The organism is Photorhabdus africana (assembly GCF_035181445.1).
GTDB classification, from domain to species: Bacteria; Pseudomonadota; Gammaproteobacteria; order Enterobacterales; family Enterobacteriaceae; genus Photorhabdus; species Photorhabdus laumondii.
Map to the genome: position 1 here is coordinate 132,301 of NZ_JAXBVE010000010.1, position 18,275 is coordinate 150,575.

Below are 18,275 nucleotides of genomic sequence, written 5' to 3' on the forward strand. Positions count from 1 at the left end.
CGCGACGGCAAGGGAGCGAATCCCCGGGAGCATAGGTAACTATGTGACCGGGGTGAGTGAGTGCAGCCAACAAAGAGGCAACTTGAAAGATGACGGGTATATACCAAGAGGGTTGGTAATGGGGTTTGAAGTCCAATGGAACGAAAACGTACTCTAAGGTAAGTAATTAACTCCATTGGATACTTTCAAAGTACTTACTCTATTTTACTAATGAAGCGGGACTTCTGCTGAAACCTAAGATCACCCCAAGGCATCATTCTCTGCTTAGGATAAGACACGTACAGCCAACGCTTCGCTCTCGTCACCGCAACAAAAGCGTTATTGCGTTCCTCTTCGAGCTCTTTGGCCGTCCTAGCCCTGTAATCAGGAAAAACCCCTTCGCACATCCCTATCAAAAATACAATATCCTTTTCCAAACCCTTCATCGTATGCACAGTACTTAGAGTTAGGCCTTCATCTATACTACTTTCAGAAAGTTGACCTAATGCCAATGAATTTCTAAATGCCACCAATGAATCACCTAAGCCCTTACGCTTGAATCGGGTCCACGTACCACTAAACTCTTTAAGTTCTTCGATACTCAGCTTAACGTCTTCTATTTTATCGTCCGAAACACCGTTGTGATTTTCAACTAACGATGTGAGAAGGTCATTAAACTCCTTTACTAGCTTGGGAATTTTAGGGTTTTCAATATCTAAGTTATCGATAGTAGAAAGAAGTTTTTCGAATATCGCAGAGTACTCATCTACTGCTGATGAAATTTGAGCTGCCATTTCTCGCAATACATTAGTTGTCCAGTTGGCTGGCTCAGAGATACTCAGTACTTGGCATAACTTTTTCCCATCCACCCAATCTTTAGAATTCAACTTCACTCTAATGGCATAGTCCAAGACCTTTCCGAATCTAGTTGAGGGCTCAAGCTGCCTCTCTCCTTTTCTCAAAGAGTAAGGTATCGAATTATCTTCAAGGCATTTTTCAAGCTTGCCAAAAACAAACCGATTACGGCCAATCACGACCATATTGTTCAGTGAAATCTCGCCTTCAATCTCATCGTGAACTTTCAATTCCAGAAGATACTTTATAGTGGCAACAACTGCCGCAGCTTCATCCTCTTCAGAATCGAACTCTGAAATGCTAACGCCACCCTCTAAGGCATAATCAATCTCTGCTTGTGATCCTGGCCGCAACTTGTTTGCCGCACGAATAACCGCCTTGGTACTGCGATAATTTTCCTTCAGCTCAAACTGTTGAGGCGTAAAATCATTAATAAAACTTGAACAGAGGTAGTCTTTTGATGATCCATTAAACCCATAAATCATTTGATTAGGGTCTCCTACCATCAGAACACTTTTTATCACATCACCGCAAAGCACCTTGATAAACTCATACTGTGCTTTATTAAGATCTTGGGCTTCATCAACACAGACATGTTTATACTGTGAGCGGTATATTTTTGCTATCCAGTCATGTGTGAGTAGTATTCGATGCGCATACACTAAAATATCGTCATAATCGATACCGCCACTATTGAGTAATGCAGTCTGATAATCCTGATATATTTTCCAGATATTGTTATTTGGGTATAACTCAGTGACTTCGAGCTCGGTAAGCAGCTCCCTTTTTATTTTCGAGAATATATCCATATAGGATTGCAGATTTCTTTCCCTGCTTTTTAGTTCCTTTGAATCTGTAATGGCAAGATAGTCATCTATATCAATGCCATCTTCACGTAAAGACTGCATAAAGACTTCCATGCGGTCTTTATCTCTATCATATATATGCAACTCCGATGGCAAACCAACGGTATGGCCATATTTCTCCAAAATACGCTGCGCGACCGAATGAATCGTGGCGATCCAAGTTCTGTCTTCTACCTGATCGAAGTCAGTTAAACGCACACTCATTTCTTCTGCTGCTTTATTCGTGAAGGTAAGAGCGATAACACCGTCTTTTTTTGTTTTCCCCAAAATATGTCGAACACGCTCTGTTAACACACGCGTCTTACCTGAACCTGCTGATGCAAGTACTTGAATGGCTGTATCCATAGGAGCTTCAACGATCTGGCGCTGAGCATTCGATAGATTCATATCAGACTCCTGACTCAATTTGTTTGAATAGTTCAATGATCTTTTGAGGAAAGCTTTCTTTCGGCAATTTAATCAGATTATCAGTAATTGCCTTTGCATAAAGCGGCTTGCGTGAATCCAGAATTTCGAGAATTGCTTGAACTCGCCCATCATCACCGGAGTAATCTCTCTGCACATCTTCAAAAATTGGCTGCTTACAGGTTCCACAGCTTGGCTTATCAGTTTTAATCCGCTTTAACAATGCGCCATCTTTTTTCCCAATCCACTTATCTATTGCATCATTACCGTCGATTTCCTGAATAGTTTGTTCTATCAACTCATTAAAGCCTTGGTTTAACAGATAGCCTTCGAAATCAGTCCCTTCAAGTATGGTGATATTAGGAGCTTTCTCGATATCAGTAGGCCCAAACACTTTTTCATAATTCTTCTTGAGCTCTTTAACCGTTTTTTCTTCACCATCACTAAATATGAACACTGGTATGTTGAGATCTTTCGCCAAAATAAGAAAAGGACGATACTTCGCTCCTGAACCATTAACTCCTACGAAGTTTATTCCAAGCGAAAAGGGGTGCTTTCCAGTATAGGACTCAAACAGTTCAGGTAGAGCTTGTTCTTCAGTTTCTCCTTCCGATAAGACTATTGCTTTTGAAAACAATAGTTCACCACGAGAGTGAACCACCTCTCTTTTCAATTTTCTTAGATCATCGTCTTCAAACTCATCTCTTAGCTGATATACCTGAACCGAATTCTCTGGCTTGCTTAGGGACTTAATTTCATGCAGCTCTGCCAAGCCGGCAATATAGGGTGAGTGAGTACTGATAATCACTTGTCCAGGCACATCGATAAGTTGCCTATACAGCGTCCTCTGCGCATTCGGGTGCAGGTGTGCTTCAGGTTCTTCGGCGGCCATAATTGGGAAAAACGGCTCTGCTTCCTCTTCGTGATTCTTGGCTAAGAGTTCGGTAAAGGCTTTTACGGTCAACATGGATGCCCAACTACGCGTACCCATACCATGATATTCCATTGAGAATGAGCTCTTATCAGATTCACCGAAATTCACACTAAACCGCTTTGATAGATCTCGTATCTTCTTCGGAAACGGGGTAAGCTCTGTTTGGCCCGAGCCTTCAAATGATTGATTTAAATTGTCTAGGTGGGTCTTCAATCGCTTGAGTGGTTCGCTCTTCTCGATAGCTTCTTTATTGACTTCGGCCACCATCCGTTCCAACTCAGCAACGTCTTTATCGTCGTACTCAACACTTGATAGCACTCGCCCCACAAATGAAGACTTCTCTTTCAATTCATTATGTATATCTCTTTGCGCATCAATCGGAATAAAAGGCACAGATTCCAATCGCTTACCCAATCTGTTCTTATTATTAATCCGAACATCTTGCCAGCCAGTACGTTCTGGCCATGCATCCAAATGAAACCGCTCAACAATGTAGCCGCCCTTCACTCGATCTGGTTTTGCAACAGTCCGTATAGCTACAAACTGACTCCCATCAGGCTCCGACTGAATTTTATCGCCAAATACCCGCTGCCAATTTTCTGAAAATTCTTTAGCTCTAGTACCATCGTCAACTGCTATAAAACGAAGATCGACAGTGATAGCTTCTTGGCGTTTTTCATCTTCGCCTATATGAAAATCTTCATCAGATAAGTAACGCGAGTAGTCACCCATTGCTAACTGCAACGCCTTTATTACTGACGTTTTTCCAGCATTGTTTTGCCCTAGTAAAACGGCTACTCTTGGAAGAGTTATCTCAATATTTGATATTCCTCTAAATCCGGATATACGAACTGTATCTATCTGAATACTCATTATCTCAAGCCTGTTTATTATTAATTATTTTGTAAACCGTAGAGCGACCAATGTTTAACTTTCTGGCAATTTCTGTAGCCCCAAGACCTTGCTGACGAAGGGAAAGCACTTCTTTTTTGTTAATCGTAGGTTTTCGACCAAATTTAACTCCTTTGGCCTTTGCTTCTACGCGGCCTTCGTTTGTTCGCTCTAGTATCCTCTGACGTTCAGCTTGGGCGACCGCTGACAAGATAGTAACCACCATCTTCCCCATCACCCCTTCAGTGCTGATCCCATCATCGAGGAACCGGATGGATACACCCATTTCATCAAATTCCTTGATTAGCTGGATCATATCAGCTGTATCACGGCCCATTCGGTCAAGTTTCTTCACCAAGATAACATCGCCTTCTTCCACTTTAAGCCGGAGCATCTGGAGACCTTCGCGATTTGCATGGCTACCTGATACCTTGTCAGTGAAAATTCGGTTGGCATGGACGCCTTCGCCCAGAAGAGCCTTAACCTGTATATCAAGTGACTGTTGACTGGTGGAGACTCGAGCATATCCGAAGTGTCTCATAGCTACTTTGGCTCCTAAATCGATTAGTAGACTTTGTGTCTAATAAATAGTTATTAAGTGATTTAATAGACAGTTTATGCTGATCACTTTATGATGTCCACAATGTTATAAATTATTAGACACTTCAATCGCTCGCGATTTACGCCACTTTGGTTGGGGGAACACATGCCCGTTGATTTTTTAACCTCGGAACAGAAAGCCAGCTATGGGCAATTCACGGGCGAACCGAATGAAGTGCAGTTGGCCCGCTACTTTCATCTGGATGAAGCTGACCTTGCCTTTCTCCTTCAGCGACGCGGCGATCAAAACCGTTTCGGTGTCGCCTTACAACTTGGCTGTGTTCGATTCCTGGGAACTTTCCTCAAAATATCGCTCGTCACGCCGGTATGCTCTCCATGCACAAGATCGCCCGTATGCCAGAGAGCAAGCGCACTGCCATCCTGGTGGCGTTTGCCAAGGCGTATGAAACCATCGCACTTGATGAGGCTTTGGACGTGCTGGATTTACTGATCACTTACATTGCCGGTGAGGCCAAAAAACTAGGACAAAAAAAGCGACTACGGACACTGAAGGACCTGGATAAATCAGCGTTAACCCTGGCTGAAGTTTGCGCCTTGATACTCAATGAGAACATGCAAGATGAACTGTTGAGATCGGCTATCTTTGCCAGAATGCCGCGTGAAAAACTGGCGGAATCCATTGCCACTGTTCATGAACTCGCGAGGCCCTACGACAATAACTTTCAGGATGAAATGGTGGAGCAGTATGGCCGGGTTAGACGCTTCTTGGCGAAGTTACTGTGTGATATCGAGTTTAAAGCAGCTCCGGCAGGCGAAGCGACTTTGGAAGCTCACCAATATTTGGCTCGTATGCTGGAATCACGCAAGCAGCTGCTAGAAGAGGCACCGCTGGACATTGTTTCCAATCCCTGGAAACGCCTAGTGTTTGACAAAGATGGGCGAGTGACTAAACGGGGTTATACGCTTTGCTTTCTTGATAAGCTGCAAGACAGTCTGCGCCGCCGTGATGTTTACGTCGAGAACAGTGATCGTTGGGGAGATCCGAGGGCCAAACTGTTGCAAGGCGTGGAATGGCAGGCCAACCGCATTCAGGTGTGCCGGTCACTTGGTCACCCTCTGAACCCCAAAGAAGCCATCGATGGCCTGGTTCGCCAACTGGATGTTACCTACAAACAAGTGGCTGAAAACTTTGATGACAACAAGGCGGTTGAGCTGGACCTATCCAGCAAGCGTCCAACGCTAACTATCACACATTTTGATAAATTGGATGTGCCGCCGAGTCTCGCCTTGCTATCTAAACAGGTTGACGCCTTGCTGCCTAGCGTGGATCTCACCGAGCTGCTGTTGGAGATCCATGCTCATACTGGCTTTACCGACGAATTTATCCATGTCAGCGAATCCAATGCCCGCACCGAGGAGCTGAGCATCAGCGTTTGCGCGGTGTTATTGGCGGAGGCCTGCAATATCGGCTTGGAGCCTCTGATCAAACATCATGTGCCTGCGTTAACCCGACATCGGTTGAACTGGGTCAAGCAGAATTACCTCCGAGCTGAGACTCTCGTGAAGGCCAATGCCAAATTGGTGGATTACCAATCGACTTTATCCCTAGCCAAAAAATGGGGTGGAGGTGAAGTCGCTTCTGCTGATGGCATGCGGTTTATCACGCCCATTCGCACCATAAACGCCGGCCCCAACCGGAAGTACTTTGGCTCTAGCCGCGGGATTACCTGGTACAACTTTCTCTCAGATCAGTTCTCCGGCTTTCACGGCATTGTCATTCCAGGAACACTACGGGACTCCATCTTTGTGCTGGAAGGGCTGCTGGAGCAGCAAACGGGCCTTAATCCGGTGGAGATCATGACCGATACCGCTGGTGCCAGCGATATGGTGTTCGGCTTATTCTGGCTGTTGGGGTATCAGTTTTCACCGCGCTTGGCTGACGCCGGTGAGTCCGTATTTTGGCGCGTGGACAAAGACGCGAACTACGGCGTATTGAATGACCTAGCCCGCAGTTGCGCCAATCCGCAAAAGATAGAACATCACTGGGAAGACATGATGCGCATCGCGGGTTCGCTCAAGCTGGGTACCGTGCAGGCCTCTGAGCTGATCCGATCACTATTGAAAAGCGAGCGTCCTTCCAGTCTAGCGCAAGCCATCATTGAAGCTGGCCGGATCAACAAAACTCTGTACCTGCTGAATTACGTGGATGATGAAGACTACCGCCGCCGAATCTTGACACAATTGAATCGCGGCGAAGGTCGTCACGCAGTCGCTCGGGCCATCTGCCACGGGCAGCGCGGTGAGATACGGAAACGGTATCGGGAGGGCCAAGAAGATCAACTTGGCGCACTGGGTTTGGTGACCAACGCTCTGGTGTTGTGGAACACTATTTATATACAGGCAGCCCTGGACCACTTACGACAACAGGGCGAGGATGTGAAAGAAGAGGACGAAGCCAGATTATCCCCGCTCAGTCATAAGCATGTGAACATGCTGGGCCACTACTCGTTTACCTTGGCAGAGCAGGTTCTGAATGGCCAGCTCAGACCGTTAAAGCAGCCATCCGAGTTGGAAGAATGGCCTTAGCGTACATTTTCGTTCCGCTGGACTTCAAGCCCCGTAATTGCTTTAGATACCGTCAAGTACACCACCTTGATTAAAACCCTCTCTTAGGTCACTTGGTTTGCGTTAACGTACCTAAAAGAGGATTAATTTTATAAACAGGTTTCCCTGACTACCTGATTTTCTCTTTCTTTTTCCAGCATAATCAATAACTCAAGCATATTGATAATTTCTTGAGATGCCATGTGAGCGTTCTTATATGATAAGACAAGATTAGGGGATTTCTTCATGAATGCTTCAACATTTAATTTTCTATCCAGATTGCTGTTCAGCAATTTAATCAATTTCGTTAAGCAATCTCGTGCGCGAAATAAATTTTGCTCCAGATAGGGTAAATATTCCTGATAAGTACATAGTAATTTTTCCAGTTTTTTCGCTTTCAGATTACCTCCTGCGTGTGGCCCAGGTTTTATGCTAGCCATAGCATGAAGTGTATCTTTGCCTTTATTATAAATACCACGAGGATCTAATCCCGCTGCCGCAGTTAAAGCCGCAACCGGTATTGGGCCATATTTCAGCATGGAACTGAAAGTACCCGCCGTCCAGTTATTGACACCTTCTGTTATAGCACTGGTAACCACATCAGGTGTATTTGCCAGTGCGGTATCAAGTACAAAATCCCGCGTATATTCTTTGTTGATATAGGTACGGTATAGTTCATGTAGCTTGGGGTAACCACTCAATTTGCCTTGTAATTTCCTCTGTACCTCTTGCTCAATGTTTTTAATTGTATTGCCGGTACAGGTCGGATACAACTGAGTGTGAACACCGGTTCTTGACGTAATAGGTTTTGCCAATTCTCCACCAATACTTCCCGCTGCCGCACTGGCGAGAAAAGAGATAGCGGGGCCACCTGATGCCGTAGCAGCACCTGCCAACCCGGCACATATTGAAGCAGGCACTGAACGTATCATCGTGTCTTTAATCTCCACCAGTGCATTTCGACCTATTTTATTTAGCAGTTTTTGTGGTTCGCTAAGGCGATATAACTGCTTTTGCAACGCATAGGCATTCGCTTCTGCTATCACCATAGATTGATTTAGCATATCAAATTCATATGCCAATTTTATTTCCTCTTTAGTGAAACCTTCAAATCTGGAATTTCCCATAATTAACTCTTCCTTATATATGAGCATTAATGTTTGTTTTTTTGTTGAACAATGTTGTCACGCTTTTTAATATCGTCGCAAAAAAACACATTAATTTTTGACAAATCAGAAAATGAAGGACATTACCTGGCGGATAAAAAATGCTTGTCTTCTATTATCTTGCCTCTGGAAGTTTGGCGAGTTTAAACCCGAAAAATAGAGCCAAAAGGATAAGAATGGCAATAAATAAAACAACCCCATTCCAACCTAATTGGAGCCAAAATATACCGCCAAAAGTGCCCGCTACACTTGAACCCAAGTAATAACAAAACAGATAAAGGGAAGACGCTTGTGCTTTGGCTCGGCGAGCACGACGTCCGACCCAACCACTGGCAACAGCATGTGCAGCAAAGAAACCGAAAGTGAGGATTATCATCCCAATGATAATTGTCACCACAGATGAGAATAAGGTAATAAGCGTACCGATTAGCATCATACTTATCGTTGCGATCAGCACTTTTCCGAGTCCATATTGATGGGTTAATGTACCTGCTTTGGATGCGCCGTATGTTCCTGCCAAATAAACAATGGACAACATACCGACAATTGACTGATTGAAATGATAAGGCGAATCCAATAAACGATAACTTATGTAATTAAATAGGGTAACAAAGCCACCCATGAGTAAAAAGGCTTCAGAAAATAGTAATGGCAATCCTTTATCACGAAAATGTAATTTCAGATTGATTAATAAAGAGTTAGGTTTGAGAGAGCTTGGCCTAAAATGGCGCGATTCAGGTAACATGCGCCAAAACATCATTGCCGCAATTAATGCCAATAAACCTAATACGATGACAGAAACCCGCCATGAGAAATAATCAGTGATAACACCTGATATTAATCGCCCACTCATGCCACCAATAGAATTACCACTCACATAAAGTCCCATTGATAAAGCAACAAAGTTAGGGTGGATTTCCTCACTAAGGTAAGTCATTGCCACGGCGGCTACGCCACTGAGAGACAAACCAACCAGAGCGCGTACAACCAGAATCCCATGCCAACTGGTGATAAATGCACTGAGTAAAGTGAAAAGTGCGGCGGCAAATAGTGCCGTGACCATCACATTTTTACGGCCAATAGCATCAGACAGAGGACCGGTGATTAATAAGCCCAATGCCAGCATGCCAGTTGAAAGGGATAAAGATAAACTACTGGTAGCAGGAGAAACACCAAAATCATCCGACAGCATGGGTAAGATTGGTTGAACGAAATAGAGTAGGGCAAATGCAGCTAACCCTACGGTAAAGAGTGACAATGTCACTTTAACATACAGAGGATCATCTTTCTGAAGATGATTTTTCTTATTTTGAACATTTTGGACAAGATGATTACCGGGAGTCAGATTTTCACTGATACTGCTATTATTGCTACTAAGGCTGGTATTACTACTAGGGCTGGCGCTCACATAATTTCCTTACTGAACTCATTAGCGGGCTTATATTTTGATGAAGATCAAGCATATGAATTGTAAAATATTTTGTCTAATATATTAATCATTAACAATGATATGTATTAGATCTCAAAGGTGATTATGGCTATCGAGTTACGGCATTTACGCTACTTTATTGCAGTGGCAGAGGAATTACATTTTGGTCGTGCGGCAGAACGGCTTAATATTTCACAGCCGCCGTTAAGCCAGCAGATTCAATCACTTGAAAATAGTATAAATGCGCGGTTGTTGGAACGTAATAACCGGAATGTGAGTTTGACGCCGGCAGGTAACATGTTTCTAAAAGAAGCTTATCAGATCCTGGCTCAGGTTGATGCTGCGGCAACAAAAGCAGCAAGAATGCAAAAAGGGGAATTAGGCGAAATATCTATCGGTTTCACCTCTACGATACCTTTTATGAATAAGGTCACTCTGAGTTTACGGCAATTTCGGGAACGTTACCCAGAAGTCGCTATTCATATGCATCAGATGAATACTAAACAGCAGATTGCGCCATTACTGACTGGACGGATTGATGTTGGCATCATGCGTAATACCCAATTACCCGATAACCTTGAGTATCGGCTATTATTTCGGGAACCTTTTATGCTTGCTGTTTATGATGGACATCCTTTGTTGGAATATGCTCCACAGGGAATAAAGCTCGAAATGTTGTCGGGCTATCCGATGGTGTTTTTTGAGCGCGAAGTGGGGACTGCTTTATATGATGAAATCATCACATTACTTGCTCAAGCAGGCGTGACGCCGATGATTTCACAGGAAGCAGGCGAAGCGATGACTATTCTTGGGCTGGTTTCTGCTGGATTAGGCGTTAGTGTTGTGACGGAATCTTTTACCCGAATGAAAGTGGATGGTGTCCAGTATATTCCATTAGCTGATAACCACTCTTGCTCTGAAGTCTGGTTGGTAAATCACAAAAACCGGCCAATATCGGCCGCCGCAGACAGGCTGATAAACCTACTCATCTCTAATATTTTGCATGGAAAAAATAAGTAGAATTAAGTTAAACTTCGTGCTGAATATCACATATTTATTGCAAGAATCATACTTTTTACCTAAAACCTCGACATAATCAGCTAACAATTATTTTGAAACGTGAATTAATTAGAGTATAACGAAGGTAAATAATGGATGGACAACCAGGGCATATTGATCAGATTAAACAGATTAATATTGGTACTGTTTATCGGTTAATTGATCAATATGGTCCAATTTCCCGTATTGAGCTGTCCAAAAAAGCGCAACTTGCTCCAGCCAGTATTACTAAGATTGTCCGTGAATTGGTTGATGCACACTTAGTCATGGAAACGGAATTTTTGGATTTAGGATTTAGAGGGCGCCCGGCGACCGGACTAAAGCTTGATTCTGAAAGTTGGCATTTCCTGTGTGTCAGTATTAACTTGGGAAGTTTAATATTGGGACTGCGTGATTTAAGTAGCAAGTTAATTGTTGAAGATGTTTTACCATTACCGGTCAACAAGGAAAAATCCTTTTTAGATAGTATTATTGATGAGATTGATGCATTTTTTGGTCGCTATCAATCTCGTCTTGAGCGTCTGACGGCAATTAGCATGACGGTAAATGCGATTGTTGATCCGACTCAAGGTTTAATTCACAGTTTCCCTTATTACCAGGTTCAGGAATTGCCAATAGGAGAATATCTGCATCGTCGCACCGGATTACCGGTATTTCTTCAACATGAAATAACCGCCTGGACGATAGCTGAATCATTATATGGCCCAGCAAAAAATTGTCAGAATGTTGTTCAAATGGTCATTGATGAACATGTTGGCGTTGGCGTGATGATTGCGGGGCAAACATTGCATGCTGGCAATCGTGGTGTCATGGAAGTAGGGCATATTCAGGCTGAACCTGATGGTGAACGCTGTTATTGTGGGAATTTGGGGTGTCTGGAAACGGTTGTAGGCATCAGCCATATTTTATCCAGAGCAAAACGGCAGTTGGCAATGGTTCCAGATTCCTTACTAAACGGTGAACCACTGACCGTTGAGTCATTCTGTCAGGCGGTTAATAACGGTGATACGCTGGCAGTAGATATTATTCGTGATATCGGAGTAAAAATTGGGCATATTATCGCAATTATGGTCAATTTATTTAACCCAGAAAAAATTTTGATAGGTTCTCCTCTTAATGCTTCACAACAAGTTTTGTATCCGGTGATTAGTGAATGTATTCAACAACACGCTTTGCCTGCCTATAGTAAACAGATTGAATTAGTTGCAACAAAATTCAATAATTCAGGTACATTATCCACGGTAGCATCAGTTAAAAAAGCGTTATATGATGGTTCATTGTTGATCAGTTTAATGAAAGGATAATATACTTGATAGAAATTCTCTGGCTGTAATATTAACTTTATATGAATTTTTTCGCTAAATTGGCGTAGCAATTAAACAAAACATTGAGCTAACGCAATCTCCCTTATCGTTGCATCCTCTAGACTTAAGCGCTCATTAACCGGGTTCTATCTGTCATTATGGAAAACAGAATTTATGTTAACGCGCCTATTTGTTACGGGGACAGATACCAACATAGGTAAAACAATTGTTACCCGTGCATTATTGCAAGCTTTTAATCGTGATGGAGCAACGGCAGTAGGGTATAAACCTATCGCCACAGAAGGGTATGAAACAGAAGAAGGTATGCGTAATCGAGATGGTGTGATCCTACAAAAATCTTCTCCCGTTCCGCTTAAATATGAAGAAATTAACCCAGTTATCTGGAAAAACAGCTATTGTGAAGGCAATCAGGTTGATTTCGAACAGATGAAAAAAGGATTAAATAATCTTAGTCATAAAGCAGATCGCGTTATTATTGAAGGTAACGGTGGTTGGCGTGTATTACTGGATGATGAAACTTTTTATTTTGATTGGGTGATTCGGGAAAAAATCCCTGTCATTTTAGTTGTTGGTATTCAGCCTGGCTGTGTAAATCACTCAATTTTAACCGCGCAGGCAATAATAAATGATGGATTGCAATTAGTAGGATGGGTAGCTAACAGAATTAATCCTGGTTTATCACACTATACGAAAGTGATGGATAGGTTACGCCGTCATATTAATGCACCACAGTTAGGTGAAATTCCTTATATTTTACGTCCAGAAGAGAAAGATTTATCCTGCTACTTGGATGTCGCCACTATATTTAAACAAGTTGGGGGAAGTGAGAGTGAAGTTGGTATAGAGAGCCAATATACATAAATATACCCGTAATCATTGAAGATGCTTGATTTTATCCGAAATGGAGATCATTACCTTCCTCCATTTTGGATATATATCATTTAATAACTCATTAATCTACATAAAATATTACTATAATGAGTTATAATTTTATATTAATTAGAATTTAGTTAATTTTCTGTCTAATTATTTTGTGTTTTTTATAAACCGTGATCTTGGTTTTTTTCTGATAAAAGCGATAATTTTTGAATTCACTTATATAAATCACACAAGGATGTGATATATACTGAAAAAATACATAAAAAAATGTGCATATATGCTGTGACAGTCTATCTTATAAATACCATTCGTAATTATGGTCTGATTGGGAAGGAGGTTGTTATGACGATAAGGCAAGGTTGGGCACCGCCATTAACATGGGGACCGTGGGTTGATCTTCGGATGCATTCAGGAATTTCAGTATATACCATAAGTTTTGATACCGACTCATCGGCCCCATCAGCTTTTGGTGTTGAAATTGAATATCCCGTATCGACTGGAGTGAAACGAATAAGTACAACGGGACCTGGATCACATCAAATTACGGATAATAATGGTGCTGGTACGGATCGTATTAGGTTTAAAAGTTACTCTATAGGTCAAGTCATTAGGATCATTTACAACGCTTAAAGTTGAGCCTATGGTTTGCTTTTTTTGATGGATAAATGAAACACAAGAGTAGCAACCATAGGCTTTTCATTAATTCAAGGATCTAAGAATTCCATCTGACAATGATTTCGATTCTACTGCTTGATGGAAGCCTTCTTCTGGATGAATCATAGAAACAAGTCTGGTTTTTATGACTGGCTTACCGTCAAAGTAAATAAACAACTCTTTCCCTAAGTTTCTTGCTAAAAAAAGTTTGAACCGGTCACTACAATTCAGTCCTTTTTTAACCTTAATAAAAATGTTATTGGCATTCACAGCTAAATCATCACCGACTTCTCCTACAGGAAGAGCTTGTTCTATACAAGGTTTGGATAAATGAAATGTTTCATTACCTGCGATGTAATCAAGAGAAAGTGGTTGTTTCTGCGAAACACACCCTGTAAGACCAAGGATAATAGACAGCGTAAGGATGAATTTAGTCATTCAGTTTGCCCTCATTGTTGACATTAGTATTCTCAATTATAGCTACCAAAATAAGTTATTTTATGCAAGTTATTTTTTTCTTTGTCGGTTTTATTAATTAAGAGCGGGTAAATTTATTAAAGAGTTCGGTTTTCTAATCAAGTACATTGTTTCCTGTGATCTTTTATCAGCAATGTTATCAGGGGAGCATCCTATTCTACTCCCTAATAATAAGATTATTTGCTTTTTTTATTTCTTCTTTTATTGCCGGCAGCAATATGAGCTTGTATCTCCTCTTGAGATAATGGTGTTTTAGCGGGTGATATTTGTGACGTAATATCAAAAATATTCCTATCATCGAATTCAGGATGGTTAATAAATGGAAAATATTAAAAAATTCATCTTATTGTGGATGGTGCGGGTGACAACAAAGCTCATCTTGTGGAGGAGTAGGCTTATGTTAGCAACATTGAGTGACATTACCTTCCTTCATATAGCCAAAATTTAAACCCGATAGAACGATTATGGAAGGTTATGAATGAACCTGTTCGAAATAACCGTTATTTCGCTGATAAACATGAATTTCGAGACAACGTCTTCAAATTTTTCACCACAACGCTACCTGATATAGCGGACTCGCTGATGTCTGGAATTAACGACCATTTTCAGGTGCTAAAAACTGCATCTTGAAAGATGACGGGTATATACATAAATATCGTGATTGTGATCTATAAGCAATCAATAAGAAAACCTCACTTGCGAGAAAGTGAGGTTTATCATCAGACTAAAATTTCAGTACGATGTATCTCTATTTACCACAAACAGTGGTCATTTTTTTAACAAACTTTGGAGTACCGTCTATTCCATTATATGCAGATATTTGCATGCATTTTTTGTTAACGTCAATGATAAAGAAATCACCTTTAAATAGTGCTCCGCTGTCATAGACTCTTGCATTTCCAAATACCGAGGCGGTGTATTCTTTAAGAAAATGTGAATGTCCAACGAAAACAGCCATAACGTTGTATTTTCTAATCAGTGACTTAAATTTTTCTTTTTCATCATAACTGCTGTTATCAATAAAATGGTCGTACCCATCGTGAAAATTTAAAACTACAGCTTTTCCTCTTGTTTGAGCAGATTTGAGATCGCTTTCCAACCAATCAAGGGATTTTGTAATATAAACGGTTGGGCTGATATAGTGGTCCAAATTGACATTATAGGTAGGATAGTTTTGCAATTGAACGTAATGAATATCACCAAAATCCCATGAATAAGATAAACTGCCTTTCCATGCTTCATTATCATAGTCATAGGAGAAATTATTCAATTCTTTACTATAACCACTTATTCTCTCTGCCATATCAAAGACAGCGGATCTGGCGCAGGCATTACGACTGAAATCAAAACCTTCGGGATAAGTACAATCATTAACATTATTTGCATAATCATGATTTCCTAATCCCATAAATAGCGGGAATTTGATTTTTGATGTATATATCTCCTCAAGGCTTTTTCTGGTACTAGCGCGTCCAAACTCGGTAAGATCACCATTAACAATGCCAAAAGCAAGATGATTGCGGTCATAAATATTATTGATACTATTTGCTACCTTTTTATTTAATTCTTCCCACGGTTTTTTGTCGGCATTAGGATCGCCCTGTTCAGGATCTAAACGCCACGGCTGAGGATCTGACATCACGGCAATTTTATAATTGCTGTCTATATTTTTTTCAGTGAGATAAATATCAATCTGTATGCCTAAAGTAGATGAGCTTTTAACTGTTTTCTCAAGTTTATAATGAGTTGATGCCTCGGAGAGATGGATATTGTGGTTCTGAACACCCCAATATGAAAGGCTCCAGTGAACATTTAACTTATCCTCACCATTGGGTAAAGGATAAATAATTTCGCCCTCGGTACCACTAAAAATCTTACCTTTTGCGGCAAATGAATCGCGACTATATGCGGATATTGATGACGATGGTTTTTCAATCCAACTTCCCCAAAGTAAGTCTGTTTTTTCAGCCACTAATGAATGTGATGTATTATTATGCAAATAAATTTTTACAGATTGCGCATCGCTGTTGCCATTAAAATTCTGTGCTTCTGTTTGATCTCCTGCGACAGCACTACATCCTGATACAACTAATGCTATAAAAAATACCACGACAAAGCGTATTTTCTTAGTGATAAGATCACCCATAACGTTTCCTATTTTAAATTTTCAATATGATGATATTCAGAAAATATTTATATTCCAAAACGTTATAATGTTAAATTTAATTATTTAAATTGTCAGTTTTAAAAAAGCTAACGGTTTACATAGGAAGCTATATTAAGGCTAGCATTCAGGTCAGCTCGTCAAGGATGGCAGTTGTTCACATAGAGATAATATGAAAAGGGGCCGAGGGAGTATAGCCTCGACCTCTATTCATCTCATCATTCATCAACGGTAAAATATTGGCGTAATATTTTCTCTGAACTTTGTGTATCTTCCTTCAGAAAGAGAATGTGGGTTTACTTGGAGGTCAAATGAGCTTGAGATTGGCTTCCTTGCCGGGTATACACAATCTTTTTGGTATTATTTTCACAATGCCCAACGATTTTACCACCGGCTTGTTCAATGTGGTCATTAGCAACAATTTCCAATGTAAAGCCAGATTCCGGCACACCATTATTGATAATTTTCTGCGCAATTTGCCCTTTCACGCTTTCGCATGAAGCTTGTGCAGCAAGTGCAAATGGAGGTAGGGTAAAGATCAATGCGCTAAATAAAAGCGCTTTCTTCATCTTCATTATCTTCATTTTCATCACCTTATATTACGGTCTGATGGGCATACCTGTATTGCTGTCTAAACAACGTTCGGTATTGGGTTCCCAATAAGCATTGATATTGGTACTTTTCATACATGTATCACGAGCATCAATGGCTTTATCGAACTTGTCGAACTCTTTCTCGGCACGTTTATTAACTTTAGTGCGAAGATTTTTTGTTTCATTCCATTGTTCTTTGCTTTGACGAGCGGCTTCTTTATCGAGCACAGAATCTCCGCTGCCATTCACTGTGACGCAGGTACTTCCAGAAGTACAAGTTGCCGCCAATGCTGGCGTTTGCCATAACAATGGTATTGCCAGAGCGATAGCTGGCATCACTTTTAATATCAAAGAACTAAAAATATTCATCTTTTATCCTCTTGAATTCTCTTGAGAGTAGCGTGAGTAGGGCCAATTTAGATGGCACAAGTAAGAAACTATCAGATAGATAAATTATAAGATAGCATTAAGATGTTCAACAAATTATCAAGAAGAGTGTAATTATTCATTTCTGTGCACACTAAGCCCGGCAAATGACTGGCAAACTGGCATCATTTCTAATGTATTAATGTTGACATGAGCAGGTAAATTAGCGACCCAAAAAACAGCTTCAGTGACATCTTCGGCGGTTAATGCCTGCGTGCCATCGTAGGTTTTATTCACTTTATCATTGTCGCCTTTAAAACGGACTAAAGAAAACTCAGTGCCACTCACTAAGCCGGGTTCTATATCAGTGACACGGATATTTTTTCCCTGCAAATCTGCTCGTAAGCCCAAACTAAACTGTTTAACGAAGGCTTTAGTTGCGCCATAAACATTTCCACCGGAATATGGCCAACTTGCAGCGGTAGAGCCGATATTAATAATATGCCCATGATTTCTTTCTACCATTTCAGGCAGTAGAGCACGGGTCATATTGACGAGCCCTTTGGCATTGGTATCAATCATTATTTCCCAGTCATCCAGATTAGCCAGATGAGCGGGTTCTAATCCAAGCGCTAAACCGGCATTATTGACTAAAATATCGATATGGCGGAGTGATTCGGGTAATTGTTCTACAACCTGGTTGATAGCGGCCCGATCAGTGACATCAAGTTGAACAAAGTAAAAGTTATCACCCAGTTCAGCTTTTAATTTTTCTAACCGCTCTTTACGGCGTCCAGTCGCAATAACTTTAGCACCGTTTTGAATGAATTTTCTGGCAATTGATTCACCAAAACCTGAAGTTGCTCCTGTCACAAAAACGATCATACAAAACCCCTTGTCTACTCGTACTGTTTCTACCATCAGTATACCCGTTATCTTTCAAGTTGCCTCTTTGTTGGGGTTCTGTGGAACACCCCCCAGATCTGTAAACTTTGAGAGAAAATCCTGATTAGTCATCCCGCCAAAAATGTTGTTTCAGGTGAGATTCCAATATCCTTGCCATCGCTT

Annotated in this window: 14 protein-coding genes and 2 pseudogenes; 6 read left to right on the forward strand and 10 right to left on the reverse strand. The window is 41.2% G+C overall.

The window, feature by feature from the left end; translation table 11 throughout:
- Window positions 1-194: 194 nt before the first annotated feature.
- From SLS51_RS08440 to SLS51_RS08450, 3 genes are read right to left on the reverse strand one after another with little or no spacing between them, the layout of a single operon-like run.
- Entirely contained in the window at window positions 195-2,087 is a 1,893-nt protein-coding gene (locus SLS51_RS08440) for an ATP-dependent helicase (protein ID WP_323837308.1), read from the reverse strand.
- A 1-nt stretch (window position 2,088) separates the two neighbouring features.
- Window positions 2,089-3,912, reverse strand: a complete 1,824-nt coding sequence (locus SLS51_RS08445) for an ATP-dependent nuclease (protein WP_323837310.1) — start codon at window positions 3,910-3,912, stop codon at window positions 2,089-2,091.
- Window positions 3,913-3,916: 4 nt separating this feature from the next.
- The gene (locus SLS51_RS08450) at window positions 3,917-4,471 is read right to left on the reverse strand and encodes a recombinase family protein (protein WP_323837312.1); all 555 of its coding nucleotides are present in this window, start codon (window positions 4,469-4,471) and stop codon (window positions 3,917-3,919) included.
- Window positions 4,472-4,636: 165 nt separating this feature from the next.
- Here SLS51_RS08450 and SLS51_RS08455 point away from each other — a divergent pair.
- Window positions 4,637-7,077 (forward strand): annotated as a pseudogene (locus tag SLS51_RS08455) (Tn3 family transposase).
- 128 nt (window positions 7,078-7,205) lie between these two features.
- On the opposite strand, the gene SLS51_RS08460 reads toward SLS51_RS08455, so the two are convergent.
- Window positions 7,206-8,222, reverse strand: coding sequence for a hypothetical protein (locus SLS51_RS08460; RefSeq protein ID WP_323837314.1), 1,017 nt, complete (start codon window positions 8,220-8,222; stop codon window positions 7,206-7,208).
- A 154-nt stretch (window positions 8,223-8,376) separates the two neighbouring features.
- Window positions 8,377-9,606: an MFS transporter gene (locus tag SLS51_RS08465; RefSeq protein ID WP_439126855.1), complete on the reverse strand. Its 1,230-nt coding sequence runs from the start codon at window positions 9,604-9,606 to the stop codon at window positions 8,377-8,379.
- Between the two features lie 189 nt (window positions 9,607-9,795).
- Here SLS51_RS08465 and SLS51_RS08470 point away from each other — a divergent pair, with 189 nt between their 5' ends.
- The 4 genes from SLS51_RS08470 (at window position 9,796) to SLS51_RS08485 (ending at window position 13,583) form a co-directional block, all read left to right on the forward strand.
- On the forward strand, window positions 9,796-10,710 hold the full coding sequence (locus SLS51_RS08470; protein ID WP_323837316.1) for a LysR family transcriptional regulator: 915 nt from the start codon (window positions 9,796-9,798) through the stop codon (window positions 10,708-10,710).
- A gap of 131 nt (window positions 10,711-10,841) precedes the next feature.
- Complete coding sequence (mlc, locus tag SLS51_RS08475; RefSeq protein ID WP_323837318.1) at window positions 10,842-12,053, forward strand: sugar metabolism global transcriptional regulator Mlc; 1,212 nt, start codon at window positions 10,842-10,844, stop codon at window positions 12,051-12,053.
- Between the two features lie 174 nt (window positions 12,054-12,227).
- Complete coding sequence (gene bioD / locus SLS51_RS08480) at window positions 12,228-12,935, forward strand: dethiobiotin synthase (protein WP_323837320.1); 708 nt, start codon at window positions 12,228-12,230, stop codon at window positions 12,933-12,935.
- 360 nt (window positions 12,936-13,295) lie between these two features.
- The gene (locus tag SLS51_RS08485; RefSeq protein ID WP_065391844.1) at window positions 13,296-13,583 is read left to right on the forward strand and encodes a colicin Z C-terminal domain-related protein; all 288 of its coding nucleotides are present in this window, start codon (window positions 13,296-13,298) and stop codon (window positions 13,581-13,583) included.
- Window positions 13,584-13,652: 69 nt separating this feature from the next.
- Here the strand turns inward: SLS51_RS08485 and SLS51_RS08490 are convergent, their stop codons facing one another.
- Window positions 13,653-14,045 (reverse strand): hypothetical protein, encoded by a 393-nt coding sequence (locus SLS51_RS08490; protein ID WP_011146479.1) that lies wholly within the window; start codon window positions 14,043-14,045, stop codon window positions 13,653-13,655.
- A gap of 372 nt (window positions 14,046-14,417) precedes the next feature.
- Between SLS51_RS08490 and SLS51_RS08495 the strand changes: the two are divergent.
- Window positions 14,418-14,714 (forward strand): annotated as a pseudogene (locus tag SLS51_RS08495) (transposase); the annotation flags it as partial.
- Window positions 14,715-14,832: 118 nt separating this feature from the next.
- Here the strand turns inward: SLS51_RS08495 and SLS51_RS08500 are convergent.
- The 4 genes from SLS51_RS08500 to ydfG all read right to left on the reverse strand — a co-directional run bounded on the left by SLS51_RS08500 (window position 14,833) and on the right by ydfG (window position 18,092).
- A complete protein-coding gene (locus tag SLS51_RS08500; protein ID WP_323837325.1) occupies window positions 14,833-16,230 on the reverse strand; it encodes a metallophosphoesterase in 1,398 nt (465 codons plus the stop codon).
- A gap of 314 nt (window positions 16,231-16,544) precedes the next feature.
- A complete protein-coding gene (locus tag SLS51_RS08505; protein WP_323837347.1) occupies window positions 16,545-16,823 on the reverse strand; it encodes a DUF1161 domain-containing protein in 279 nt (92 codons plus the stop codon).
- Window positions 16,824-16,847: 24 nt separating this feature from the next.
- Window positions 16,848-17,210: a DUF1283 family protein gene (locus tag SLS51_RS08510; RefSeq protein WP_323837327.1), complete on the reverse strand. Its 363-nt coding sequence runs from the start codon at window positions 17,208-17,210 to the stop codon at window positions 16,848-16,850.
- A gap of 132 nt (window positions 17,211-17,342) precedes the next feature.
- Window positions 17,343-18,092, reverse strand: coding sequence for a bifunctional NADP-dependent 3-hydroxy acid dehydrogenase/3-hydroxypropionate dehydrogenase YdfG (gene ydfG, locus SLS51_RS08515; protein WP_323837329.1), 750 nt, complete (start codon window positions 18,090-18,092; stop codon window positions 17,343-17,345).
- Window positions 18,093-18,275: the final 183 nt, after the last annotated feature.

Bases quoted from the DNA above. Each gene is read 5' to 3' on its own strand.
- SLS51_RS08440 (WP_323837308.1), bottom strand. From the start codon at position 2,087: ATGAATCTATCGAATGCTCAGCGCCAGATCGTTGAAGCTCCTATGGAT.
- SLS51_RS08445 (WP_323837310.1), bottom strand. From the start codon at position 3,912: ATGAGTATTCAGATAGATACAGTTCGTATATCCGGATTTAGAGGAATA.
- SLS51_RS08450 (WP_323837312.1), bottom strand. From the start codon at position 4,471: ATGAGACACTTCGGATATGCTCGAGTCTCCACCAGTCAACAGTCACTT.
- SLS51_RS08460 (WP_323837314.1), bottom strand. From the start codon at position 8,222: ATGGGAAATTCCAGATTTGAAGGTTTCACTAAAGAGGAAATAAAATTG.
- SLS51_RS08470 (WP_323837316.1), top strand. From the start codon at position 9,796: ATGGCTATCGAGTTACGGCATTTACGCTACTTTATTGCAGTGGCAGAG.
- mlc (WP_323837318.1), top strand. From the start codon at position 10,842: ATGGATGGACAACCAGGGCATATTGATCAGATTAAACAGATTAATATT.
- bioD (WP_323837320.1), top strand. From the start codon at position 12,228: ATGTTAACGCGCCTATTTGTTACGGGGACAGATACCAACATAGGTAAA.
- SLS51_RS08485 (WP_065391844.1), top strand. From the start codon at position 13,296: ATGACGATAAGGCAAGGTTGGGCACCGCCATTAACATGGGGACCGTGG.
- SLS51_RS08490 (WP_011146479.1), bottom strand. From the start codon at position 14,045: ATGACTAAATTCATCCTTACGCTGTCTATTATCCTTGGTCTTACAGGG.
- SLS51_RS08500 (WP_323837325.1), bottom strand. From the start codon at position 16,230: ATGGGTGATCTTATCACTAAGAAAATACGCTTTGTCGTGGTATTTTTT.
- SLS51_RS08505 (WP_323837347.1), bottom strand. From the start codon at position 16,823: ATGAAGATGAAGAAAGCGCTTTTATTTAGCGCATTGATCTTTACCCTA.
- SLS51_RS08510 (WP_323837327.1), bottom strand. From the start codon at position 17,210: ATGAATATTTTTAGTTCTTTGATATTAAAAGTGATGCCAGCTATCGCT.
- ydfG (WP_323837329.1), bottom strand. From the start codon at position 18,092: ATGATCGTTTTTGTGACAGGAGCAACTTCAGGTTTTGGTGAATCAATT.